The organism is Aquamicrobium sp. NLF2-7, assembly GCF_022359935.1.
GTDB lineage: Bacteria > Pseudomonadota > Alphaproteobacteria > Rhizobiales > Rhizobiaceae > Mesorhizobium > Mesorhizobium lusatiense.
This window is the reverse complement of record NZ_JAKSED010000001.1, coordinates 1131812-1155615: the sequence shown is the minus strand read 5'-3', so window position 1 is coordinate 1155615 and position 23804 is coordinate 1131812. Positions and strand designations below refer to the sequence as shown.

Annotated in this window: 21 protein-coding genes; 14 read left to right on the top strand and 7 right to left on the bottom strand. The window is 64.9% G+C overall.

The genetic code is table 11. The features are described 5' to 3' along the window. Positions 1 to 167 precede the first annotated feature (167 nt). The gene (locus MIC97_RS05600; RefSeq protein WP_239799206.1) at positions 168 to 884 is read left to right on the top strand and encodes an SIMPL domain-containing protein; all 717 of its coding nucleotides are present in this window, start codon (positions 168 to 170) and stop codon (positions 882 to 884) included. Between the two features lie 112 nt (positions 885 to 996). Here MIC97_RS05600 and MIC97_RS05595 read toward each other — a convergent pair whose 3' ends face one another. The 6 genes from MIC97_RS05595 to MIC97_RS05570 all read right to left on the bottom strand — a co-directional run bounded on the left by MIC97_RS05595 (position 997) and on the right by MIC97_RS05570 (position 5951). Next, entirely contained in the window at positions 997 to 1386 is a 390-nt protein-coding gene (locus MIC97_RS05595) for a hypothetical protein (protein WP_239799205.1), read from the bottom strand. 253 nt (positions 1387 to 1639) lie between these two features. Continuing rightward, complete coding sequence (locus tag MIC97_RS05590; protein ID WP_239799204.1) at positions 1640 to 2536, bottom strand: energy transducer TonB; 897 nt, start codon at positions 2534 to 2536, stop codon at positions 1640 to 1642. Further along, positions 2536 to 2997 carry a TonB system transport protein ExbD gene (exbD, locus tag MIC97_RS05585; RefSeq protein WP_239799203.1) on the bottom strand — a complete coding sequence of 154 codons (462 nt, stop codon included), beginning with the start codon at positions 2995 to 2997 and terminating at the stop codon, positions 2536 to 2538. Before exbD ends, MIC97_RS05590 begins: the two co-directional genes overlap by 1 nt. Positions 2998 to 3008: 11 nt before the next feature. Continuing rightward, positions 3009 to 4223, bottom strand: a complete 1215-nt coding sequence (exbB, locus tag MIC97_RS05580) for a tonB-system energizer ExbB (protein WP_239799202.1) — start codon at positions 4221 to 4223, stop codon at positions 3009 to 3011. A 231-nt stretch (positions 4224 to 4454) separates the two neighbouring features. Then, on the bottom strand, positions 4455 to 5294 hold the full coding sequence (locus tag MIC97_RS05575) for an alpha/beta hydrolase-fold protein (protein WP_239799201.1): 840 nt from the start codon (positions 5292 to 5294) through the stop codon (positions 4455 to 4457). 153 nt (positions 5295 to 5447) lie between these two features. Then, a complete protein-coding gene (locus tag MIC97_RS05570) occupies positions 5448 to 5951 on the bottom strand; it encodes a cytochrome b (RefSeq protein WP_239799200.1) in 504 nt (167 codons plus the stop codon). Between the two features lie 184 nt (positions 5952 to 6135). On the opposite strand from MIC97_RS05570, the gene MIC97_RS05565 reads away from it, so the two are divergent. The 13 genes from MIC97_RS05565 (at position 6136) to MIC97_RS05505 (ending at position 22639) form a co-directional block, all read left to right on the top strand. Then, positions 6136 to 7338, top strand: coding sequence for an isochorismate synthase (locus MIC97_RS05565; protein WP_239799199.1), 1203 nt, complete (start codon positions 6136 to 6138; stop codon positions 7336 to 7338). Beyond that, entirely contained in the window at positions 7335 to 8963 is a 1629-nt protein-coding gene (locus MIC97_RS05560) for a (2,3-dihydroxybenzoyl)adenylate synthase (RefSeq protein WP_239799198.1), read from the top strand. The genes MIC97_RS05565 and MIC97_RS05560 overlap by 4 nt, the downstream gene beginning before the upstream one ends. Before the next feature lie 4 nt (positions 8964 to 8967). Then, positions 8968 to 9603 (top strand): isochorismatase family protein, encoded by a 636-nt coding sequence (locus tag MIC97_RS05555; RefSeq protein WP_239799197.1) that lies wholly within the window; start codon positions 8968 to 8970, stop codon positions 9601 to 9603. 11 nt (positions 9604 to 9614) lie between these two features. Beyond that, the gene (locus MIC97_RS05550) at positions 9615 to 9863 is read left to right on the top strand and encodes a phosphopantetheine-binding protein (protein WP_239799196.1); all 249 of its coding nucleotides are present in this window, start codon (positions 9615 to 9617) and stop codon (positions 9861 to 9863) included. A gap of 2 nt (positions 9864 to 9865) precedes the next feature. Next, positions 9866 to 13753 carry an amino acid adenylation domain-containing protein gene (locus tag MIC97_RS05545; protein ID WP_239799195.1) on the top strand — a complete coding sequence of 1296 codons (3888 nt, stop codon included), beginning with the start codon at positions 9866 to 9868 and terminating at the stop codon, positions 13751 to 13753. A gap of 13 nt (positions 13754 to 13766) precedes the next feature. Beyond that, on the top strand, positions 13767 to 14543 hold the full coding sequence (locus MIC97_RS05540; protein ID WP_239799194.1) for a 2,3-dihydro-2,3-dihydroxybenzoate dehydrogenase: 777 nt from the start codon (positions 13767 to 13769) through the stop codon (positions 14541 to 14543). A 100-nt stretch (positions 14544 to 14643) separates the two neighbouring features. Continuing rightward, complete coding sequence (locus tag MIC97_RS05535; protein ID WP_239799193.1) at positions 14644 to 16071, top strand: YncE family protein; 1428 nt, start codon at positions 14644 to 14646, stop codon at positions 16069 to 16071. A gap of 114 nt (positions 16072 to 16185) precedes the next feature. Beyond that, positions 16186 to 17172 carry an aldose epimerase family protein gene (locus MIC97_RS05530; protein ID WP_239799192.1) on the top strand — a complete coding sequence of 329 codons (987 nt, stop codon included), beginning with the start codon at positions 16186 to 16188 and terminating at the stop codon, positions 17170 to 17172. Positions 17173 to 17426: 254 nt separating this feature from the next. After that, on the top strand, positions 17427 to 18743 hold the full coding sequence (locus tag MIC97_RS05525; protein ID WP_239799191.1) for an NAD(P)H-dependent oxidoreductase: 1317 nt from the start codon (positions 17427 to 17429) through the stop codon (positions 18741 to 18743). An 11-nt stretch (positions 18744 to 18754) separates the two neighbouring features. After that, complete coding sequence (locus MIC97_RS05520; protein WP_239799190.1) at positions 18755 to 19780, top strand: thiamine pyrophosphate-dependent dehydrogenase E1 component subunit alpha; 1026 nt, start codon at positions 18755 to 18757, stop codon at positions 19778 to 19780. Continuing rightward, complete coding sequence (locus MIC97_RS05515) at positions 19780 to 20778, top strand: alpha-ketoacid dehydrogenase subunit beta (protein WP_239801043.1); 999 nt, start codon at positions 19780 to 19782, stop codon at positions 20776 to 20778. Before MIC97_RS05520 ends, MIC97_RS05515 begins: the two co-directional genes overlap by 1 nt. A 3-nt stretch (positions 20779 to 20781) precedes the next feature. After that, positions 20782 to 22104 carry a pyruvate dehydrogenase complex dihydrolipoamide acetyltransferase gene (locus tag MIC97_RS05510; RefSeq protein ID WP_239799189.1) on the top strand — a complete coding sequence of 441 codons (1323 nt, stop codon included), beginning with the start codon at positions 20782 to 20784 and terminating at the stop codon, positions 22102 to 22104. A 166-nt stretch (positions 22105 to 22270) separates the two neighbouring features. Further along, entirely contained in the window at positions 22271 to 22639 is a 369-nt protein-coding gene (locus tag MIC97_RS05505; RefSeq protein ID WP_239799188.1) for a hypothetical protein, read from the top strand. A 9-nt stretch (positions 22640 to 22648) separates the two neighbouring features. On the opposite strand, the gene MIC97_RS05500 is transcribed toward MIC97_RS05505, so the two are convergent. Then, on the bottom strand, positions 22649 to 23632 hold the full coding sequence (locus MIC97_RS05500; RefSeq protein WP_239799187.1) for a sugar-binding transcriptional regulator: 984 nt from the start codon (positions 23630 to 23632) through the stop codon (positions 22649 to 22651). Between the last annotated feature and the right edge of the window lie 172 nt (positions 23633 to 23804).

Below are 23804 nucleotides of genomic sequence, written 5' to 3'. Positions count from 1 at the left end.
CGTTTCTGTTGCCGGCACAAGAGCCACGGCTGCAGAAGCGGGGCCGGCGGGTGCTTAAAAGTCGGGAACCTCATTCATTTAATGAGACTATGGCGTCAAGTGCCCAAATCAGTCCATATTCGCCACTTAAAGCATTCCGCGCTGGGACGCATTTCATGGAGCACCTGATGAACGGATTCCTTCTACCTCTGGCACTGGCTGCGGCAATGGTTCTGCCTGCCGTCGCCAATGCCGCCGATGCCAGGCCATCACCGCAGATCGTGGTTACCGGCGAAGGGGAGGCGACTGTTGCTCCCGACATCGCGGTCCTGTCGCTGTCGGTCATGCGCGAGGCCAAGACCGCGCGCGCGGCACTCGACGCCAACAATGATGCGATGGCCGCGGTGATCTCGGCCATGAAGGCGGCGGGGATCGAGGACCGCGACCTGCAGACGGCCGGTATCCAGATCAGCCCGCGCTACAACTACAATTCAAAGCCGGATGGCGGACAGGAAGCCGAACTGGTCGCCTATCAGGTCACCAATGCGCTTTCGGTGCGCATTCGCGACATCGACAAGACCGGCGAACTGCTCGACAAGGCCGTTACGCTCGGCGTCAACGAGGGTGGCGGCATCGTCTTCACCAATGCCAATCCGGCCGCGGTTGTCACCGAAGCGCGCAAGAAGGCGGTTGCCGATGCCATCGCCAAGGCCAAGACGCTGGCCGAAGCAGCCGGCTCTTCGGTCGGCAAGGTGCTGGAAATCTCGGAGCAGTCGGCCCCGCCAATGCCCATCCGCATCGCTGCCAAGTCCTTCGATGCCATGCCGCAGGCCGGTGCCGCGCCGGTTCAGGCCGGCGAAAACGCCTACCGCGTTCAGGTCAACGTGACCTTCGAACTGAAGTAAGCCTTAAAAGCCCATCTGAAAAAGCCCCGGAAGCTGAACGCTTCCGGGGCTTTCTGTTGTCGGAACCCGTTTTCGGCCTGTGCCGTGCGGGAAATGTTTCAACCGCGACGGGTTAGCGAAGCACCGGGCAGCCGCGCTGGTTTGCGAAGGTCAGCACGACGCGATGATTGAACTTGTGGCCAGCCACCCGCACGATGCGGCGGTTGGAGTCGACCACCCGTGCGCGCCGTACGCCCATCCGATCGGCCTTGTTCAGGGCCGTGCGTGCGCTGCATCCATCATGACGGCCCCTGTCGCGGCGCCAGTCATGATGCCGGTCCCGGTCACGGCGCCAGTCCTGATGGCGGCCATGGTCGCGATGCTGGACATTCATGCCATAAGCGGAACCCTGACCGCCGTAATTGAGGTAAAGGCCATCCGCCTGCGCTGCGGCTGGAAGGGCGGCCAGCCCGCCAAAGCCGATGAGAGCGGAAAGAACTGCGGTCTTAATCATCCTGATCATGGTCTTCTCCTTGATGTCCTTCGGGGGCTTGCGGGACAGGCAGTCGCCATCACCCATCCATGAGAAGAATTTAGGGCGCTCTGGCTGAACGGGCCACGAACCGCGCATTCATATCGTGTTCATTTTCGCGGACAGGCCGTGCCGATCCGGCAATTCCCATGGAAAAAACCAAAAATGCCGGGTTTCATGAGGAAACCCGGCATGTCGTTTTTGCAGCACGGAAAGGAAATATCGCCCTTCAGTGCGGGATGTTTCAGCGCGAATAGCGGATCGGCACGACGAGGCTCATGCGCGACTTGGCCAGATCCGGCGGCGGGGCGGGGACCGGCGAGGCACGGCGCACCAGCTCAACAGCAGCACTGTCGAAGGCTGGATCGCCCGAAGAACGAGCCAGCGAGACGGCCAGCACTTCGCCGCCGGGATTGATGGTGAAGCTGACGGTCGCGATGCCGACGCCTCTGGCCCCGCTGGGATAGCGCTTGTAGCGGTTGAGGTGGGCGTTGACGCGGGACTGCCAGCGCGCAGGCGACATTCCCGAGCCGGCCGCAGCTTTTGCGACGCGGGGCGCAGCGGTTGCCGGCGCATCGGTGGCCGACTTGGTGGCGGCCACCTGCGGCTTCGACTGCTTCTTCTCGACCTTTTTCTTCTCGACCTTCTTCTCAACCGGCTTTTCGATGGGCTTGGGCTTTTCGGGCACGGGACGGCGCTGCGGCACGGCCATCGCAACCTCGGGAAGCGGCACTTCCTCAAGCTCCTCGACCACATCTTCGAGGGTTTCGACGGGCTCAAGCTCCGCCACTTCCTCGGTTTCTACGGGCTCTTCCTCGACGACTTCCTCAAGCACCGGCTCCTCGACCGGGTCGATCTCCTCGACGACTTCCTCGACCTCCTCGGCAGGAGCGCTGTCGACCACCTCGGCCATCTCGTTGAGAACGGCCTCGGGCGCCACGACCATGGGCGCCAGCTCCATCATGATGGCGGGAGCGGCATCGAGGGAGGGGGCTTCCATGGCGGGAACGCGATTGAGATACCAGACGCCGGCCAGATGCACGGCGAGAACGAAAGCGGCGGCACCCGACCAGAGCGCGATTTCGCCCTTGCCGAGATTCAGCGAAAGACTGTCCGCCGGATGGTAGGCCGCGTTGCTCATCACGGTGATCCGGTTTCACTTTCGGTGGTCGCTGCGGGCAGCATTTCAAGGCCGACCAGAGCGATCTTCAGATAGCCTGCCTTGCGCAGCAGGTTCATGACATTCATCAGCTCGCCATAGTCGACGGCCTGATCGGCGCGCAGGAAGACGCGCTGCTCCTTGTCGCCGCCAGTGAAATTGTCGAGCGCTCTCGGCAATGTATCGCGCGCCACCTCGTCATTGCCGAGAAGGACGGTGAGGTCCTCCTTGACGGTGAGATAGAGCGGCTTGTCGGGCCGCGGCGCCGGCGTGGCGGCCGCTGCCGGCAGATCGACATTCACATCCACGGTTGCCAGCGGTGCCGCCACCATGAAGATGATGAGCAGAACCAGCATGACGTCGATGAAGGGCGTGACGTTGATCTCGTGGGTTTCCTGAAGATCGTCGTCTTCCCCGGTGCTTTCCCTGATGCCTCCGGCCATGGTTCCAGCTCCTATTCCGCCGCCAGCCGTTCGCGCGCGGCGGCAGGCGCCTTGCGGAAGTCGAGATCGCGGCTGACGAGACGCTCTACGCCGGCGGCGGCATCGGCCAGCGCCTGACGATAGCCGGTGATCGAGCGGGAGAAGACGTTGTAGATGACCACGGCGGGAATGGCGGCGACGAGGCCGAGCGCGGTGGCCAGAAGGGCCTCGGCGATGCCGGGCGCCACAACCGCGAGGTTGGTGGTCTGCGATTCCGAGATGCCGATGAACGAGTTCATGATGCCCCAGACGGTGCCGAACAGACCGACGAAGGGCGAAGTGGAGCCGATGGTGGCCAGAACGCCGGTGCCGCGGCTGAGGCGGCGGCCGGTCTGGATCTGGATGCGCGACATGCGCGACCAGACGCGTTCCTTGAGGCCGGACGGATCGGCGTGATCCAGTGCGCCCGCCGACATCTTCGATTCCTCGACGGCGGCCTGAACCAGACGCGAACCCGCATCCCCGCGCTTGCCGAGCTTCTGGGCTGCCTCGTCCAGCGAAGCCGAACCCAGAATGGCGCGCAGGGCCGAGCGCAGGCGCGCCTTCGAGCCGGCCAGTTCAAGCGACTTGGCAAGCCAGACCGTCCAGGTGACCAGCGAGGCGAAGGCAAGGCCGATCATGACCGCCTTGACCACCCAGTCGGCGGCCATGAACATGCCCCATGGCGAAAGATCGTGCGGGAGGGAGAGATCCCGTTCGCCTTCTTCGCCGGGGGCTGCTTCCTCTGCGCCGGTTTCGACCGGCTGGGCGGAGGATTCGATATTGTCCTGTGCAGCATTCGCATCGGCGGCGGGCGCCTGTGCCGGCGGCTGCTGGCCGTCCTGTCCGGGCGCGGCGGCGCCGGGGGCTGCACCTTCGGTGCCGGTGGCAGGCTGCGTCGCATCTGGTGCCGGAGCGGCAGGGGCCGGCGATGACGTATCCTGTGCCTGCGGCGCGGGCGTAGCCGGTGCCTGAGCGGCAGGGGCTGCGGGAGCCGTTTCTGCTGCTGCCGGCTGAGTGGGGGCAGGTTGTGTGGGGGCAGGTTCTGCCGGCGCAGTTGCGGCGGCCGGGGCCTGCGGCGCAGGCTGTTCCTGGGCAAAGGTCGTCTGGGTGAAGGCAGCCCACAGGCCGGCACAGAGTGCGACAGCGGCCAGACGTTTCAGTGCCGATCCCTTAGCACAGGTTTCACGCCTCATCAGATCGACCATTCTGCAACCCTACCTCAAATTGTTACGCGGCGTTCGAGCACCATCCTGCCGGACATCGCGCAGATTTTCGCACTCCGCCGAAGGCATCCCGAAGGGCGCCGTTCGATCGAACTGGGTGGCGGTTATCATTGTTGACTAAAGCATTCAAGATTATAAGGCATTTTTCACCATAAACTCTGTCGAAACTTTCACAGGCCGGTGAGCGCGCCGCGTTGCCGGATGCCCGGCAAATTACCCGGCGCCGGCTAATTTCATTGCGGGGCCGAGCGAAGCCGGCAGGGTTGCCGCGTGGCCAAGTCCGGCAAAGATGTCCTGCCCGACCTGAAGGCCGGGGCGTCGTTTCAGCCTCTCAATCATCTCCAGCGTGTGGGGGGCGGGCCCTTCCCAGTGCGGGCCGGCGGGATTGGACCGGCGCTCGCTGTCGCCCAGCATGACCAGAACATCGGTATCGTGAACCCCGGCATCGTTTTCGGGCAGGGCAGCCCGCGCCTCGAAGTCCAGCATCCATTCGTCGTTCCACCAGATCGACGGGCTGACGGAGGCGTAGCGCCGGAAGGTGCCGGGTTTGCGCAGAAGTGCATAGAGCGTGCACATGCCGGCCAGCGAATGGCCCCACAGGGTGCGGCGCAGCGGATCGACAGGGAGCCCGGCTTCCGCTTGCCTGCGCAGTTCGCCGGTAAGGAGATCGAGGAAAGCGTCGGCGCCGCCGGTCCTGCGCCCGTTCGCGGCCAATGGGGTCTCGGCAGGGGTGTAATCGAGCGTCCGCGCCAGAACGTCGAAGCGCAAATCCGTATCGTAGCCTATTCCGGCGATGGCGAGGGCGGGATTGGCTTCCAGATTTTCGGTCGTAAGGGCATCGAAGGCGGCATTGCCGTCCAGCATGTAAAGCAGGGGGTGGCCGCGCGCCGGTGCGGGATTTAGCGGAACGGCGCGGAAAATCACGAATGCCCTGTCGCCCGCAGTGATGCGCCGGCGCTCCAGCCTGTGGGTGGAGACGGGGGTGCCGAAAATGCCGAGCGCAGCCGGCTGCGGCTGTTTGGGCTGTGCAGGAATGGCAGTTTGCGGTTGCATGGATTAGCTGTGGCAGGTCGGGCGAAATGCCGTCAAGGCCGCGGCGGATCAAACTTGATGAATTTTATCATGTAGCCGTTGAAATGAAATGTTTTTCATCGCGGAAGAGGCTTTCCGGCGCTTTTCCGCACCTCCGGAACGGAAACCGCGCCCTCATCGTGTCTGAGCGGAAAACCGTGCCGGCAGCATGCGCGCCAGAAGGCCGTCCCTGCGGATCAGCTGGTGCCAGATCACGGCCGCGACATGCAGGATGATGATGGCGAGGATGAGTTTTGCCGCGAGATTGTGCGCGTCGCGTGGCCAGCGGCCCAGCGTCTTGCCGAAACCGGAGACCGCCAGCAGGCCGAGTGCTGGCTGCACCAGAATGGCAAGGTAGAGCAGGCCATGCCCGGCATGAGCGGCGATGCGCTGCAGGCGCGTCATGCCTTCCGGCAGGGGCGGGGCGCGGTGGGTGAGGCGCCAGCCGACACGCGCCACGGCCAGCGCCAGAATGGCGGAGCCCAGCGTGATATGGGTTCTGAACAGGTAAAAGCGCGGTTCCGAGCCACGTTCGAAAAAGCCCCAGACCCAGCCGGTTGCGAACTGGACGAGCACCAGCAAAGCGACCAGCCAGTGCAGCCAGATGGCGACGGCGTCATATCGGCGCTTTTCAGTCATGTGGTGTTTTCGCTCCCTGCTGGCGCGGCATTATATGGCTGGCATCCCGGATTCATGTCTACATTGCAAGTTTGTAAGTTGACATAGGCATTCATATTTTGTTGGTGCCCGCAAAGTGACGTCGGATCATCGCTGAAGATGCTCTGCATCCAAGGCGGCGATAAACAAAACTCAGGTGCTGGTCTTGTCGTCGGGAAATGAAAGTTCAAATTTCGCTTCCGCGCAGCGGGTGGATGAGGTGTTCCGCCTGCAGGGCAGTGCGCGCAGCGTGACCGGGCAGGGGCTGCGCGCGGAAGTCGAGCGCGGTGCGATCGACAGCCTGTCGGCGCGGGTGGCCGCGTTTTTCGCGGAAAACCGGGGCGGCCCGCGTGTGGTTATGGGTGCCCTGCCGTTTGACCGTTCGCAGGCGGATTATCTTTTCCAGCCGCAAATCTGTGCCGATGCTGCCGATGACAGGGGCGGTGCAGGCAAGCGCATGGCGCTGCCGGATGCAGTGCGCTGCGCCATCACGCCGGTTCCGGCGCCTTTTGCCTATGGCGAAGCCGTTGCGGCCGCGCTGAAGCTGATTGCCGGGTCGGCGGGTGAGCCCGACCCGCTCACCAAGGTTGTGCTGTCGCGCAGTCTTGAGCTGGCTTCAACGCATGAGTTCGATGCTGCCCGCCTGCTGGCGGCGCTGGCCCGGGACCCGAGCATCACCGCCTTTTCCACTCTTCTGCCCGCCGCGGCGGATGGTGCGCGCCCGCTGCTGGTGGGAGCGACGCCGGAACTGCTGGTGTCGCGCAAGGGAAGCGAGGTGGTCTCGCATCCGCTGGCCGGCTCGGCGCGGCGTTATGCCGACCCTGCTGCGGATCGCGCTTCCGCCGCCGCGCTGGAGACATCGGAAAAGGACCGGCGCGAGCATCAGGCGGTGGTCGATGCCGTGTTCGACGCGCTGTCGCCCTATTGCCGCGAGCTGAATGCGCCGGAAGGCACGACGCTGCGCTCGACCGCTTCCATGTGGCATCTGGGCACGCGCATCGTCGGCACGCTGAAGGATGCGGACACGCCGGTGGCGGAACTCGCATCCGTGCTTCACCCGACGCCGGCCGTGTGCGGCCTGCCGCGCGAGCGCTCCGCCGAGGTGATTGGCCAACTCGAAGGCTATGACCGCGGCTTCTATGCGGGCGCAGTCGGCTGGGCCGACGAGGCGGGCGACGGCGAATGGTATGTCTCGATCCGCTCGGCGCGGCTGGCTGGCAGGCACGCGACGCTCTATGCCGGGGCGGGCATCGTCGCGGGCTCCGATCCTGTCGGCGAGACGGACGAGACGTCGGCCAAATTCGTGGCGCTGCTTTCCGCACTCGGTATTGACGAGCACGGCCGACCCCTGCGAGAGCATGCGGCATGAGTGAAGTCAGCCAGACATGGCCGGAGGAATTCGCCCGGCGCTACCGCGACAAGGGCTATTGGCGCGGCGAAACTTTTCCCAAGATGCTGCGCGAGCGCGCCGCCGCCTTTCCCGACCGCATAGCTGTGGTGGGCAGCGATCAGCGCTGGAGCTATGGCGAACTGCATGCCCGTGCCGAAACGGCCGCCGCCGGTTTCCTGAAGCTCGGGCTCAAGCCCGGCGAGCGGGTGATCGTGCAGATCGGCAACCGGCCGGAGTTTCTGTCGGTGGTGTTCGGCCTGTTTTATGCCGGGCTGATCCCGGTCTACGCACTGCCGGCGCACCGCCGCACCGAGATCGTGCATTTCGCCGGGAAGGCCGAAGCCGCCGGCTATGTGGTGGCCGACAGGGGCGATGGTTTCGACTATCGCGCCCTTGCGCGCGAGGTGAAGGCGCTGGCGCCGATGCTTCGCCATGTGGTGGTGCTGGGCGAGGCGGAGGAGTTTGCGCGCTTCGAGGATTTTACCGCCGATCCGACGCTGCTGCCGGGCGATCCTTTGCCTTGCGCTGTCGCCTTCCTGCAGATTTCGGGCGGCAGCACGGGGCTGTCGAAGCTCATTCCGCGCACCCATGACGACTATATCTATTCGTTCCGGGCGAGCGCCGAGATCTGCGGGCTGGACGAGAACAGCGTCTACATGGCGGCATTGCCGGTGGCGCATAATTTCCCGATGAGTTCGCCGGGCGTGATGGGCGCGCTTTACGCCGGCAGCCGCATTGTGATGTGCCCTTCGCCCGACGCGCAGACGGCGTTCGCGCTGATTGCGCAGGAAAAGGTGACAATCACCGGGCTGGTGCCGCCGCTGGCGCTGTTGTGGATGCAGGCGGCAGCGAATGCGAAGCACGATCTGTCCAGCCTGAAGGTGCTGCAGGTGGGCGGGGCGAAATTCATGCCGGAAGCCGCGCGCCGCGTGCGCGCCACACTTGGCTGCCAGCTCCAGCAGGTGTTCGGCATGGCCGAAGGGCTGGTGAACTATACGCGCCTCGACGATCCCGATGAGATCGTGGTGGAAACGCAGGGACGGCCGATCAGCCCGGACGACGAGGTGCTGATCGTCGACGATGCGGGCAATCCCGTTGCGGAAGGCGGGGCCGGCAATCTGCTGACTCGCGGGCCCTATACGATCCGCGCCTATCACAACGAGCCGGGCGCCAATGCGCGCTCCTTCACCGAAGACGGTTTCTACCGCACCGGCGACGTCGTGAAGCGGACTCCGCAAGGCTATCTCGTGGTGCAGGGAAGGGCGACCGACCACATCAACCGGGCCGGCGAAAAGGTTTCGGCGGAAGAGATCGAGGACCATCTTCTGGCGCATCCGAACGTATTCGATGCGGCAGTGGTGTCGATCCCGGACGAATTTCTGGGCGAGCGCAGCTGTGCCTTCATCATCCCGCAGGGCGAGAAGCCGAAGGGCGCGGCGATCAAGGCGTGGATGCGCACCCGCAACGTGGCCGAGTTCAAGGTGCCGGACCAGATCCAGTTCGTGGACGCGTTCGAGACCACGGCGGTGGGCAAGATCAGCCGCAAGGAACTGCGCGCGCGGCTGCGGCAGGCGTTCCTCGACGCCGAAGCGGAGAAGGGGTGACGCCATGGGGCTTCCAACCATACAGCCATATGATTTGCCGTCGGCGGCGGAGCTTCCCGCTTCGCGCGGACCTTGGCAGGTCGAGACCGGCCGCGCGGCGCTGCTGATCCACGACATGCAGAACTATTTCGTGCGGCCCTTCGTGGCGGATGCTTCACCGCTCGGCCCCGCGACCGCGAATATCGCACGGCTCGCGGCGCATTGCCGGCAGAAGGGCATTCCGGTTTTCTACACCGCCCAGAACGGCGATCAGGACCGGCGCGACCGCGGCTTGCAGGCCGACATCTGGGGGCCGGGCATGGGCTCGGCCGAGACGGATCAGGCGATCATCGCGCCGCTTGCGCCTGAGACGGGAGATTTCGTGCTGGTCAAGCACCGCTACAGTGCCTTCCAGCGCTCCAATCTGGAGACGCTGATGCGGGTGCGCGGCCGCGACCAGCTCATCGTCACCGGCATCTATGCCCATATCGGTTGCATGATGACGGCGGCGGAAGCCTTCCAGCGCGACATCGAGGCGTTTTTTGCAGCCGACGCGCTGGCCGATTTCTCACGCGAAAAGCACGATCTGGCGCTGGAGTGGGTGGCGGGACGCTGTGGCGTCGTTGCAGGCACCGACCAGCTCATCGCCGCTTTGGTCTGACGGAGGCTCATATGGCCATCACGCTGGAGCGCATGCGCGCCGACATTGCAGGCATGATCCACGAGGACCCGGAGGAGATCGGGCTTGAGGACAATCTGATGGATCTCGGCATCGATTCCATGCGCCTGCTCAACCTCATCCTGAAATGGCAGGAAGACGGGCTCGACCTCGAATTCGCCGAACTGGCCGATCGCTTCACGCTGGCCGGCTGGTGGGAGGCGGTCGAGGCGAAGCGGGCGGGCACGGGCGGCGGGGCATAGACATGGATGCGAAGCCGCCTGCCGCCACTTCAGGGACAGGCGCGCCGCTGACCGAGGCACAGAAGGGCCTGTGGTACACGCAGCGCATCGACCCGGCCAATCCGATCCTCAACACCGGGCAATATCTGGATATCGTCGGGCCGCTCGACGTGGACGCCTTCCGCAAGGCTGTGGATGCGACCGTCGAAGAGGCGGAGGCGCTGTCGCTGCGCTTCGAGGACCACCCTGACGGGCCGGTGCAGGTGGCCGATCCGGCGCGGCGGCCGCTCCTCGAAGTCATCGACGTTTCGGGGGCGGACGATCCGGCGGCGGAGGCACTCGCAGCGATCGAGGCGGATACGAACACGCCGGTGGACCTCGCCCGAGACCGGATCGCGGCCTTTCGGCTCTATCGGCTGTCGGATGAGCGGCATTTCTTCTACGAGCGCATTCATCATCTCGCCATCGACGGTTTCGGCATGGTGCTGGTCACCAATCGGGTGGCGGAACGCTATTTATGCCTGATGAAGGGCACGGAGCCGGCGGTGAATTTTCCGCCGTTGCAGGTGGCGCTGGACGATGACCGCGCCTATGCGCACTCGGAAAAGCGCGTGGCGGACCGCGCGTTCTGGCACGAGGCGATGGCCGGACTGGAGCCGGTGACCGGCATGGCGCCGGGGCGCGCCACCTCCGGTTCGAGCTTCCACCGGGAAAGCCTCTACCTGCCACCAAGATTCATGGAACGGCTGCAAGCCTTTGCTTCCGAAGCGAAAGTGACGTGGCCGGATGCGCTGACGGCGCTGGTGGCCGCTTACTGCCGGCGTTTCGCGGGAACGCAGGAGATCGTTGTCGGCGTGCCCTATATGGGCAGGCTGGGGAATGTCGCGGCGCGCGTGCCCTGCATGCTGATGAACGTTCTGCCGCTGCGCGTCGCGCCCGACGAGACGCAGGCGACGGGCGATTATCTTGTCGAGGTGTCCAAGCAGATGATGCGCGCGCGTCGGCACGGACGCTACCGCTCCGAGCAGTTGCGCCGTGATCTGGGGCTCGTCGGCGGACAGCGCCGGCTCTATGGCCCGCTGATCAACATGCAGCCCTTCGACCTGCCGCCGACCATGCCGGGGCTGGACGTAACGCTGAACATTCTGGGTGCCGGCGCGGTGGACGACATCACCTTCACCTTCCGGGGTGATGCGGTCAGCGCCCTTCTGATGGAGGTCGATTCCAATCCGGCGCTCTATTCGGCGGAAGCGACAGGAGCGCATTCGCGGCGGCTGGCGGCCTTCCTCGAAAAGGCGATGCAGGCGGCCACACTTGCCGACGTGCCGACCGCCTGCGATGCAGATGTCGAGCGCTATCTGGTGGAGGCGAACCGGACCGACCATACCGTGCCGGACACGACGCTGACTGCGCTGATCGAGGCGCAGATGCGCCAGACGCCGGATGCGCCGGCGCTGGTGTTCGGCGACACGACACTCAGCTATGCCGAGCTTGACCGGCGCACGGCGGCGCTTGCGGGCGAACTGGTGAAGTGTGGGGCAGGGCGCGACCGGATCGTGGCCGTGGCGCTGCCGCGCTCGGCTGAACTGGTGATCGCGCTGATCGCGAGTTTGCGGGCCGGTGCCGCCTATCTGCCGCTCGACCTCGACAATCCGCCACAGCGGCTTGCGCGGATCGTGGCGGCGGCGGAGCCTGTGTGCATTCTGGCTGAGCCGGGCAACGAGGCTTTTGCGGGGGCGCAGGTGCTGGCCCCGGCCGACTGGCCGCAGGAGCCGGGCGAGGTCGCGTTGCCGGAGGTTGAGCCCGGCGATATGGCTTATGTCATCTACACCTCGGGCTCGACCGGCGACCCGAAGGGCGTCGTCATTGAGCATCGCGCCATCTTCAACCGGCTGGAATGGATGCGCACGCATTATGGCTTCACGGCCGATGACCGCTTCCTGCAAAAGACGCCGGCCACCTTCGACGTCTCGGTGTGGGAGTTCTTTCTCCCGTTCCTGTGCGGCGCGCGGCTGGTTGTGGCGCCGCCCGGCGCGCATCGCGATCCGGCGGCGATTGCGGCACTGGTGCGCCGGCACGGCATCACTACGCTGCATTTCGTGCCGTCAATGCTCTCGGCCTTTCTGGCTGCGCCTGCCTCGCAAGGGCTGAGTGTTGCGCGCACATTCTGCAGTGGCGAGGAACTGACCGCCGACCATCGCGACCGCTTCCATCAGCGCATTGCCGGCGAGTTGCACAATCTCTACGGGCCGACCGAGGCGGCGGTGGACGTCAGCTACTGGCCGGCCGGGCTGGACGATACGTCTTCGCCGGTGCCGATCGGGTTTCCGGTGTGGAACACGCGGCTTTACGTGCTGGACGAGCGGCTGCGGCCGTTGCCGCCCGGCGTCGCCGGTCATCTCTATCTTGCCGGCGTGCAGCTTGCGCGTTGTTATCTCGGGCGGCCGGATCTTACGGAAGAACGCTTCGTGGCCGATCCGTTCAGGCCGGGCGAGCGCATGTACATGACCGGCGACCTGGTGCGGCTGAGGGAAGACGGCGCGGTCGTCTATCTCGGGCGCTCCGATCATCAGGTGAAGATCAGGGGCCTGCGCATCGAGCTTGGCGAGATCGAGGCGGCGATTGCCGGTTCCGGTCTGGTGAGCGATGCGGCGGTGATCGTGCGCGAGGACCGGCCGGGCGACAAGCGGATCGTTGCCTATGTGGTGCCGGGCGAGGGCTATGAGGTGGAGCGGCTGCGCCGGCATATGGCGGCACGGCTTGCGGATTACATGATGCCTTCGGCGGTGGTCGAGCTACAGGCGATGCCGGTCAACGCCAATGGCAAGCTGGACCGCAAGGCGCTGCCCGTGCCGAATTTCGAGGTGGCGGCGGCACGCGCGCCGGCGACGCCGACCGAGGCGGCACTGTGCCAGCTTGTGGCCGATGTGCTGGGGCTTGAAGCGCTGCCGGACCCGGATGCGGATTTCTTCAATCTCGGTGGCGACTCGCTGCTGGCCGTGCATCTCTTGTTGCGGGTGCAGGAACGGTTCGGCTTCGATCCGGGACTGGGCGTTCTGTTCGAGCACCCGACCATCGCGACGCTCGCCGCTTCCATCGATGCCGACCGGGTGCATGACAGCGGGCTGGAGCCGTTGATCCGGCTGCGTGTTGGCGATGAAGGCAGGCCGCCGCTGTTCATCGTTCATCCGGCGGGCGGACTTTCATGGGGTTATCGCACGCTGACGCGGTCGCTGGGAGCCGGGCGCACGGTCTACGGGCTGCAATCGCCTTCCATCGATCCGGAGCATCCGCTGCCGGACAGCCTCGACGCGCTGGCCGCCGATTATGCCGAGAGGATCGCGGGGCTTTATCCGCAGGGGCCGTATCATCTGGCCGGATGGTCGGTGGGCGGCATCATCGCCCATGCCATGGCCGTGCATCTGCAAGCGCGCGGAAAAAAGGTCGGCGTGGTGGCGATGCTCGACTCCTATCCGGCCGAATGCTGGCGGGCCGAGCCGGAGCCGGACGAGGCGGCGGCGCTGCGCGCGCTGCTGGCGATCGCCGGATATGATCCGAACGCCCATCCCGACCTGAAGACGCGCGCGGCCATCATCGCCTTCCTGCGCGAAGGCGACAGCCCGCTCGGCAATTTGCCGGGAACGGCGCTGGACGGCGTAGTTCGGGTGGTGCTCGACACCAACCGGCTGGTGCGCACCCATTATCATGGCCGCTACGAGGGCACGGTGATGCATGTGCGGGCCGGGCTCGACCACAAGGACAGGCCGGACCTCAGGCCGGAGCTGTGGCTGGCGCATGCAGCGGCGCTCGATTGCGTCGAGGTGCCGTTCCTGCATCCGCAACTGACCGCGCCGGCGGCATCGGCGCTGATCGCGCCGGAGCTGGACCGCCGGCTTGCCGAACACGACTGAAGGAGTTTTTGCCATGCGCCCGACCGGACTTGAGGGAAAGACCGCGCTGGTGACGGGTGCCGGCGGCGGCATTGGCGTCGAGGTGGTGCGGCTTCTGGTGGAGGAGGGCGCAAGCGTGCTGGCGACCGACTTCGATGCGGCGGCGCTTGAGGCGTTGGCTGATCTGCCTGAAGACAAGGTGCGGCGCGCGGCGCTCGATGTCCGCGATTCTTCCGCCGTGGAAGCGCTGGTGATGGCGCATGAGCGCGCGGCCGGGCCGATCGATCTGGGTGTCAGCGTGGCCGGCATCCTCGCCACCGATCTTGTGACCGAGACCTCGGACGAGACATGGCGCAATGTCTTTGCCGTCAACAGCGACGGCGTGTTCCATGTGATGCGGGCCTTGTCCCGGCGCATGAGGGAGAGGCGGCGTGGCGCGCTGGTGACGGTCAGCTCCAATGCCGCCGGCATTCCGCGTCACGCCATGGCCGCCTATGCGGCCTCCAAGGCGGCGGCCACCATGTTCACCCGCTGCCTCGGGCTGGAACTGGCGCCGTTCGGCATACGCTGCAACATCGTGGCGCCCGGCTCGACGCTGACGCCGATGCAGACCGGCATGTGGGCCGACGAAAGCGGTGCGCAAAAGGTCATCGCAGGGTCGCTTGAAACCTTCAAGAGCGGCATTCCGCTGGGCAAGCTGGCGACACCCGTGGATGTGGCCGAAGCGGTGGTGTTCCTGCTCTCCGACCGCGCCGGTCACATCACCATGAGCGATCTTTATGTGGATGGTGGCGCAACTTTGCGCGGCTGAGCAAATATAACTTGAGCCGCATTATCATGTTATGTAGAACGAACCCGTTCTCCCAATGACCGCTGCTTGCAGCGGCCTCAACTGACAGGAAGGCATTTCCATGCACGGCACTTCATCCTTCGTTTCCCGAAACCGGTCCGCTGCGGGGTTGCGCTTCATCATTGCCGCCGGCGCGCTGGCGCTCAGCCTTGGCACGGCGCTGGCGCAGGTTGCCTTCGATGCGCCGGATTCCGATTATCAGGGCCGCGTGCGCGCTTCGGCCGTCGAGCAGGGCAAACCGATCTATTCGGGCTCGGAGATCAAGGTTTCGGGCCAGGACTTCAAGCCCGGCCAGTCGGTGACCTTCCTGCGCGGGGCGCAGGTTCTGGGTGAAGGTCCTCTCACCGCCGATCAGGAAGGCAAGTTCGAGGTGACCTTCAAGCTGCCCGAGGACGCTGCCGTCGGTACCCATCCGCTGGTGCTGACCACTGCCGCGCCCTACCACGCCGAGATCGTGGAACTGAAGGTTTCGCCGCAGGTGCCGCTGTCGGGTGCCGACAAGTTCGAGGTCAAGGACAACAAGCTCGTGCCCGGCCTCTATCAGAGCGCTTACAGCGCCAAGAATGACGCCGTGTTCGTGACCTCCGCCGTTGGCCGTCCGCCGGTCAAGGCGTCTGCTCTGGTCAAGGTGAACCCGGAGACGCTTGAGATCGTGGCGCAGGTCTCGCCCGGCGAAGCGCCGGCGCGCGAGGATGGCAAGGAAGGCGGCCTTTATGCCGTCTATGGCGTTGCCGTGGATGACGCCAACGACACTGTTTGGGTGACCAACACCCGCCAGAACACGGTTGCCGTCTACAAGCAGTCCGATCTTTCGCTGGTCAAGCAGTTCGAGCCGGGCGCTGCTGCGCATGCCCGCGACGTGGTCGTGGACGAGAAGGGCGGCAAGGCCTATGCAACCGCCTCCGGTTCGCCAACCGTGGTGGTGTTCGACACCAAGACCCTTGAGCCTGCCGGCGCGATCGAGATCAAGAGCGGCAAGCGCGGCCAGAACTTCTCGGTCGGCAGCCTCAAGTTCGACGCCGATTCCGGCAAGCTGTTCACCGTCAGCATGTCCACCGACGAGGTGGCGATCATCGACGCCGCCAGCGGCGAGGTGGACAAGGTGATCCCGATCAAGGGTTCGCGCGGTGCGATCGGCGTTGCCTATGACGGCGCGACGAAGCGTGTTTTCGTGGCTTCGCAGGGCAGCGATAATCTGCTGATCGTGGACGCCGACAGCGGCGAGACGCTGCACAATGTTCTGGTGGGCGCCGGCGCGCTCAACGTCGCCTTCGATCCGGTGTCAAAGCACGCTTATGTCAGCAATCGCGGCGCCGGCACGGTTACGGTCGTCGATACGGACGGCAACATCGTCGCCAACCTCGAAAATGCGCCGTTCGCCAACCACGTCGCGGTCGACGACAAGGGTGACATTTTCGCCGTCAACAAGGCGCAGGGTGAAGACAATCCGGCAAACGACCGGATCAGCAAGATCACTCCCAAGAAGTGATCGCGGGACGCCGGTCGGGCCATCGCGCCCGGCCGGCCGTCTGAACGCAGGCTGCATGGCGGCTCTGTTGCGGCTACACTGGCGGTGCAATGATGTGGCGCACAGGGGGGCCCGATGATGGAAGATCGCCATGACGTGATCAGGATTGGCGCCGGCGGCATCACCGCCGGCGTCATTTCTTTTGGGGCCTCGCTGACGGAACTGATTGTGCCCGGACGGTACGGTCCGGTGAATGTCGTGCTCGGCTTCGACGATCTCGGCGCCTACCGGACGCATGGCGCATTCTTCGGCGCCGTTGTCGGGCGCTGCGCCAACCGTATCGCTGGGGGTCGGGCGCATGTCGGGGGCAGGGATCACCAGCTCGATCTCAACGAACATGGCCGCACCCATCTGCATGGCGGGACGGAGGGCTTTGGCGTCCGCGACTGGACCGTGGAGCGGCACTCCGCCGATTGCTTGCTTCTTTCGCTGGTGTCGCCTGATGGCGATCAGGGTTATCCCGGCGAGGTGCATGCAAGCTGCTTCTACCGGGTGGAGCCCGGCCGGCTGGTGATCGAGCTGGAAGCGCGCACGGAACGCGAAACGCTGGTCAACCTCGCGGCCCATGCCTACTTCAACCTCGACGGCGGCGGCAGTGCGCTGGACCACAGGCTGCGCATAGCGGCGGATGCCTACACGCCGGTGGATGCCGACAACATCCCGACCGGCGAAATCCGTGCGGTGGCCGGCAGCCGATTCGATTTTCGCGGGCTGCGGCCGGTCTGTCGTGAAGGCGAGCCTTATGAGGGCTACGATCATAATTTCGTGCTGGCGCGGCAGGCGCGCGAGGCACCGGCCTTCGCCGCCCGGCTGGAAGCGGTGCGTTCCGGCATCGCGATGGACGTGCTGACCACCGAGCCCGGCCTGCAATTCTATGACGGCGGCAATCTGCCGGTGCGCGAAAGGCTGCGCGGCGGTGTGCAAGGCGTGCGCCATGGCGGGCTGTGCCTAGAGCCGCAGCGCTTTCCCGATGCCGTCAACCATCCGGGTTTCGCCGATGCCGTGCTGAGACCCGGCGAAACCTATTGCCAGATCACTGAATACCGGTTCGGATTGCTCTGAACGGCTAAAGCGTGTCGCGATCTTCCAGATTCGCTCCTCACGCTTTAAATTCTTGTTTTTGCGCATGTCGTTATCCCGAAACCGGTTCCCACTTTCGGGCGACATGCGTTGTTATTTCACATTCCCTGCTGCCATCCACATTCTGTCGCCGCGAAGCCGCGGCGAATGGGTGCTATTATGCAGGCAATGAACATTCGACTTGATTGAAAGACACATGTTCATTATTGATGGTTCAACTACGGAGGATTCACGAAATGGGCATCAACATCTCCCCGACCGGTCTGGCGCGGGATCTTCAGGAGCGCGCAGCTTCGGGCAAGCCTATACGCATCGGCCTCATCGGCTCCGGCGAGATGGGCACTGATATCGTCACCCGCGTGGCGCATATGGCCGGCGTGGAGATCGGTGCGATCTCCGAGCTCAACATGCCCAACGCCCACAAGGCGGTCGATATCGCCTATCGGGAAAAGGGGCATTCCCGCGAGGTCGGCACCGCTTCCGACATGACCGCAGCCATGGAAGCCGGCAAGATCGCGGTGACGGATGATGCCGATCTGGTGCTTGGCAACGATCTGATCGATGTGGTCATCGATGCCACCGGCGTTCCGGCCGTGGGGGCCGAGATCGGCTTGCGCGCCATGGAGCACGGCAAGCATCTGGTGATGATGAATGTCGAGGCCGACGTGACCATTGGCGCTTACCTGAAGAGCGAAGCCGATCGCCTTGGCGTCACCTATTCGCTGGGCGCGGGCGACGAGCCGTCTTCCTGCATGGAGCTGATCGAATTCGTTTCGGCCATGGGCCATCCGATCGTCGCCGCCGGCAAGGGCAAGAACAATCCGCTCAACATCGATGCGACGCCGCCCGCCTATGAGGAGGAAGCGCACCGCCGCAACATGAATGTGCGCATGCTGGTCGAGTTCGTCGACGGCTCCAAGACCATGGTCGAGATGGCGGCGATCGCCAACGCCACCGGTCTGGTGCCCGACAAGCCCGGCATGCACGGTCCCGCCGCCACGCTGGACCAGCTTTCCAGCGTGCTGGTCCCGGAAAAGGATGGCGGCGTGCTCTCGAAGGTCGGCGTGGTGGATTATTCCATCGGCAAGGGCGTTGCGCCGGGCGTGTTCGTCGTCGCCGACATGTCGCATCCGCGCATTTCGGAGCGCATGGAAGACCTGAAGATGGGCAAGGGTCCGTATTTCACCTTCCATCGCCCCTATCACCTGACCTCGCTCGAAGTGCCGCTGACCTGCGCCCGCGTCGTGCTTTACGGCAAGGCCGACATGGTGCCGCTGGCCAAGCCCGTCGCCGAGGTCTGTGCCGTCGCCAAGAAGGACATGCAGCCGGGCGAAAAGCTCGATGCCATCGGCGAATATTGCTACCGCGCCTGGATCATGACGGCGCCGGAAGCGCGCGCCGCCAAAGCCATTCCCTGCGGCCTGCTGCAGGGCGGCTCGGTGACCGCGCCGATCAAAAAGGGTGAACTGATCACCTATGCCAACGCCGCGCCGGCACCGGGATCGAAGATCGCCGAACTGCGCGCCCGGCAGGACAAGCTCGTTTACGGTTAAGGAGCCTGAATATGGCCACAGCGAACAAGGCGGCGGGGCAGACGAACCTGCCCTTCGCCTACACCCGGTACAGCCACGACCAGCTCAGGGACGTGCTGCGCAAGATGTACCTGATCCGCCGCTTTGAAGAGGGCGCGGAAGACAGCTACATGCGCGGCCTGATCCACGGCACCATGCACCTGTCCATCGGGCAGGAGGCGAGCGCCATGGGCATCTGCATGCCGCTGACCGACGACGATCAGATCACCTCCACGCACCGCGGCCACGGCCACTCCATCGCCAAGGGCGCGGACGTGAAGAAGATGTTCGCGGAGTTCTTCGGCAAGACGACCGGCTACTGCAAGGGCCGTGGCGGCTCCATGCACATCGCCGACGTCAGCAAGGGCAATCTGGGTGCGAACGGCATCGTCGCGGGTGGCATTCCGATCGCCGTGGGTGCGGCGCTGTCGGCCAAGCGTCTCGGCAACGGCAAGGTCGTCGTCTCCTTCTTCGGCGACGGCGCCAACAATGAGGGCGCGTTCCATGAATCGCTCAACATGGCGTCGATCTGGAAGCTGCCGGTGATCTTCGTGTGCGAGAACAACGGCTACGGCATGTCGACCTCCACGGCGCGCTCGACCGCCGTGGCCAATATCGCCGACCGCGCCGCCGCTTATTCGATGCCGGGCGTGATCGTCGACGGCAACAACTTCTCGGAAGTGGCGGAAGCCTCCCACGCGGCAATCGAGCGGGCGCGGGCCGGCGAGGGGCCGACGCTGATCGAATCCAAGACCTACCGCTATCGCGGCCATTCCAAGAGCGACCGCAACCGCTATCGCACCAAGGAAGAGATCGAGGACTGGATGACCAACCGCGATCCGATCACCCTGTTCGAGAGTGAGCTGAAGGAATTCGGCGTGATCGACGATCACGGCATCGAGGCGATCCGCGAGGATGTGGCGCGCGAGATCGCCGAAGGCATCGAGTACGCCAAGGAAGGCCCGATGCCCGAGATTTCCGACCTTGCCCAGTTTGTCTATACGGAAGAGGTGGCGTGATGGATGCGGCTGTGCGCGAACTGAGCTACTCGCAGGCCATTCAGGAAGCCATGGCCATCGCCATGGAGGCCGATGAGCGCGTCATTCTCATGGGCGAGGACATCGGCGTCTATGGCGGCGCGTTTCAGGTGACCGGCGATCTGGTCGAGCGCTTCGGCACCGACCGGGTGATGGACACGCCGATCTCCGAACTCGGCGGCGCGGGCGTCGCCGTTGGCGCGGCGGTGACCGGCCTACGTCCGATCTTCGAGTTCCAGTTCTCCGATTTCGCTACGCTCGGCATGGAGCAGATCGTCAACCAGGCCGCCAAGATGCGCTTCATGCTGGGCGGCGAGGTCTCGGTTCCGGTCGTCATGCGCTTTCCTGCGGGTTCGGGCACGGGGGCCGCGGCCCAGCACAGTCAGAGCCTCGAGGCATGGCTGGCGCATGTGCCGGGCCTCAAGGTGATCCAGCCGGCGACCCCGCATGACGTGAAGGGCATGCTGCTGGCGGCCGTGGCCGACCCCGACCCGGTGATGATCTTCGAGCACAAGTTGCTCTACAAGATGAAGGGCCCGGTGCCGGAGGGCCATTACACGGTGCCGATCGGCAAGGCCGAAGTGCGCCGCGAGGGCAGGGATCTCACCATCGTCGCCACCTCGATCATGGTGCACAAGGCGCTGGAAGCGGCGGAAACGCTGGCCGGCGAGGGCATCGACATCGAGGTGATTGACCTGCGCACCATCCGCCCGATCGACCGCGAGACGGTGATTGCGAGCGTGAAGAAGACTTCGCGTCTGCTGTGCGTCTACGAGGCGGTGAAGACGCTTGGCATCGGGGCCGAGATCAGCGCCATGATCGCCGAGAGCGAGGCGTTCGACTATCTCGACGCGCCGATCGTGCGGCTTGGCGGGGCAGAGACGCCGATCCCCTACAATCCCGAGCTGGAAAAGGCCACCGTGCCGCAGGTGCCGGGCATCATCGCAGCAGCCCGCGATCTCGCGAAGGGAGTGCGCTGAGACATGGCCGTCGAAGTCATCCTCCCCAAGGTCGACATGGACATGGCGACCGGCCAGATCTCGCGCTGGTTCTTCAAGGAAGGCGACGCTGTCAAACAGGGCGACGTGCTGTTCGAGATCGAGACCGACAAGGCCTCGATGGAGATCGACGCGCCGGCCAGCGGCATTCTGCGCAGCATCACCGGCAAGGAAGGCGTGGACATTCCCGTCGGCCATGCGGTGGCGTGGATCTATGCCGAGGGCGAGGATGCGGGTGCTGCCGCTGTCCCGGCTGCCGAAGTCAAAGCTGAGAAGCCTGAATTTTCATCTGCTGGATCGTCCTCCCAGGACAGGCCTGCGCAGGCTGCGCCCGCCGTACGGGACATGCCCGTGCAGGCGGGTGCGGTCCGCGGCACGCCGCTGGCACGGCGTCTGGCCCGCGAGGCCGGCCTCGACCTGTCCGGGATTTCGGGTTCTGGTCCGCAGGGGCGGGTGGTCAAGGCAGACGTGGAAGCCGCGATTGCCGGGGGCGGGGCGAAGGCTGCTGCCGCACCTGCAACCGCAGCACCTGCCGCTGCTGCTCCCGCGGTCAAGCCGATGTCGGACGACGCCGTGCTGAAACTGTTCGAGGAAGGCTCCTATGAGCTGATTCCGCACGACAATATGCGCAAGACCATCGCCAGGCGGCTGGTCGAGGCGAAGTCGACCGTGCCGCATTTCTACCTGACGGTGGATTGCGAGCTGGATGCGCTGCTTGGCCTGCGCAAGCAGCTCAACGACGCGGCTCCGGTGAAGAAGACGGAAAAGGGCGAGGAGCCGGCCTACAAGCTCTCCGTCAACGACCTGATCATCAAGGCGCTGGCACTGGCGTTGAAGGAAGTGCCTGACGCCAACGTGTCGTGGACCGAGGGCGCGATGGTCAAGCATCGTCACGCCGATGTCGGCGTTGCCGTCTCCATTCCCGGCGGGCTGATCACGCCGATCGTGCGCAAGGCCGAGGAAAAGAGCCTGTCGTCGATCTCCAAAGAGATGAAGGATCTGGCGGCGCGTGCCCGGACCCGCAAGCTGAAGCCGGAAGAGTATCAGGGCGGCACCACGGCAGTGTCGAACCTCGGCATGTTCGGGATCAAAGACTTCGCCGCCGTCATCAACCCGCCGCATGCGACGATCCTTGCGATCGGCGCGGGCGAGCAGCGGGCGGTGGTGAAGGATGGCGAGGTGAAGGTCGCGACGGTGATGTCGGTGACGCTGTCGACCGACCACCGGGCGGTGGACGGAGCGCTGGGTGCCGAACTCATCGGCGCCTTCAAGCGCCTTGTCGAAAACCCGATGGGTCTGGTGGTCTGAGCCGGCATTGGTGTTTCCTGGCAAAGGACCTATATTCGGCCTGATAATTTTCTGCTCCCGGTCAACACCGGGGGCGGGGAATGCTGTTCCAGAAGGTTGATCGGGCAGGGAACCGGAAAGCTGTTTGCGTTCCGGTCCGGTGCCCCGGCAGCAGGGAAAATTCAACATGCCTCCGTTTGGTCCCTCCGACGTCCGCAATATCGTCTCCAAGGTGATGAGCGCCTCGCCGGCCGACATCAAGCTGGTGGCGCAGCGCCTGCACGACCATGCTTTCGAGGAACGGCTTTCGGGCGAGGACACGGCACGGCTGGTGCAGGAGCTCGGCTATGAAAGCCTCGATGCCTTCTGCACCGATCTCCAGCTTCCAGCCCATATCGCCGAGCGCTGGGCGCGCTTCGGCATTTCCGTGGAAATGCGGCAGGTGCTGACCCTGCTCGTCACCCACCGCCGCCGCATGAACGACGCGGTGCGCGAATTCGAGGACGTAACCAATGCAGGCCTCGACGATTTTCTGCGCGAGCGCGGGCTGATCTGAACAGGAGCGTCAGCCGGCCACGGTCAGCGCCTGCGCGGTGTCGCTGTCGGTGATCAGCACATTGGTTTCGAAGGCGTTGAGGGCGGCGCGGATGGCGGCGATCTTGTGGCGCCCGCCGGCGGCCAGAACCACGTTGGGAATGGCGCTGACCACATCAAGGCCGATCGCCATCACCCGGTCGTTGACCTCGTGATCAACGAGTTTTCCCTGCGCGTCGATGAAATAGGACAAGACATTGGCCGTTGCCCCCTTTGCCCGCAGCGAGGGGATGAGCGCAGACGGCACCAGCCCGTGCCGGAAGATGGTGGCGTCGCGCGAAATCTCGCCCACTGTCAAAAGGGCGATGTCGGCATTGGCGGCGCGGGTGCGGACGTCCAGCAGTTCGGGCTGTGCCCACAGAAGATCGCGCAGCGCCGGATCGTGCAGCATGACCGGCGCGGTGATCTGGTAGCTGTCGACGCCGAAAATGTCGGCGACCTTGGCCGCCACGATGGACGGGTTGATCCATTGCGAATGGGGCAGGGCCCCGACGAGGCCGATGACGGACGCATTCTGCAATTGCCGGCGGCCGAGATAGGCGAGGCTGGCGTGCAGCGTCGCGCCGCCGCCGATGGCGAGCGTCATGCCGTCCTGCATCTGTTCGCCGAGATAGAGCGCGACCGCATGGCCGATGGCCTTTTCCAGATGGGCGGCATCTTCCGGCGTCGGCACCACCACGGCCGCATCGAGGCCGAAACGCTCTTCCAGCGCACGCTCCAGCGCCACCTGCGCGGCGGTGCCGGCGTTGATGGTGGTGACGACGACGCCCTCGGCGGTGCAAGCGGCCAGCGTGCGCATGACCTTGACGCGGCTGACGTTCAGCTTTTCCGCGATCTGCTCCTGGGTCAGACCCTCGACGTAGTAGAGCCATGCGGTCTTGACGTTTATGTCGGAGGAGACGAGCGGCGCTTCGCGCACCGGCGCGGCCTGCTTCCTGTTCGTCGATCGCTGCATCTGTTTCTCCCGATTCGCACCTGAAGTGCTGCGCAATCCTTCAGATTCGCTCGCCGCACTTCAAGCTCCTGCTTTCACGCCTGTCGTTGCCCCGAAACCGGTTCCCACTTTCGGGCGACATGCTTTAACATCGTGGATAAGCACTGTGTCGGCAAGGACACAGTTCATGTGT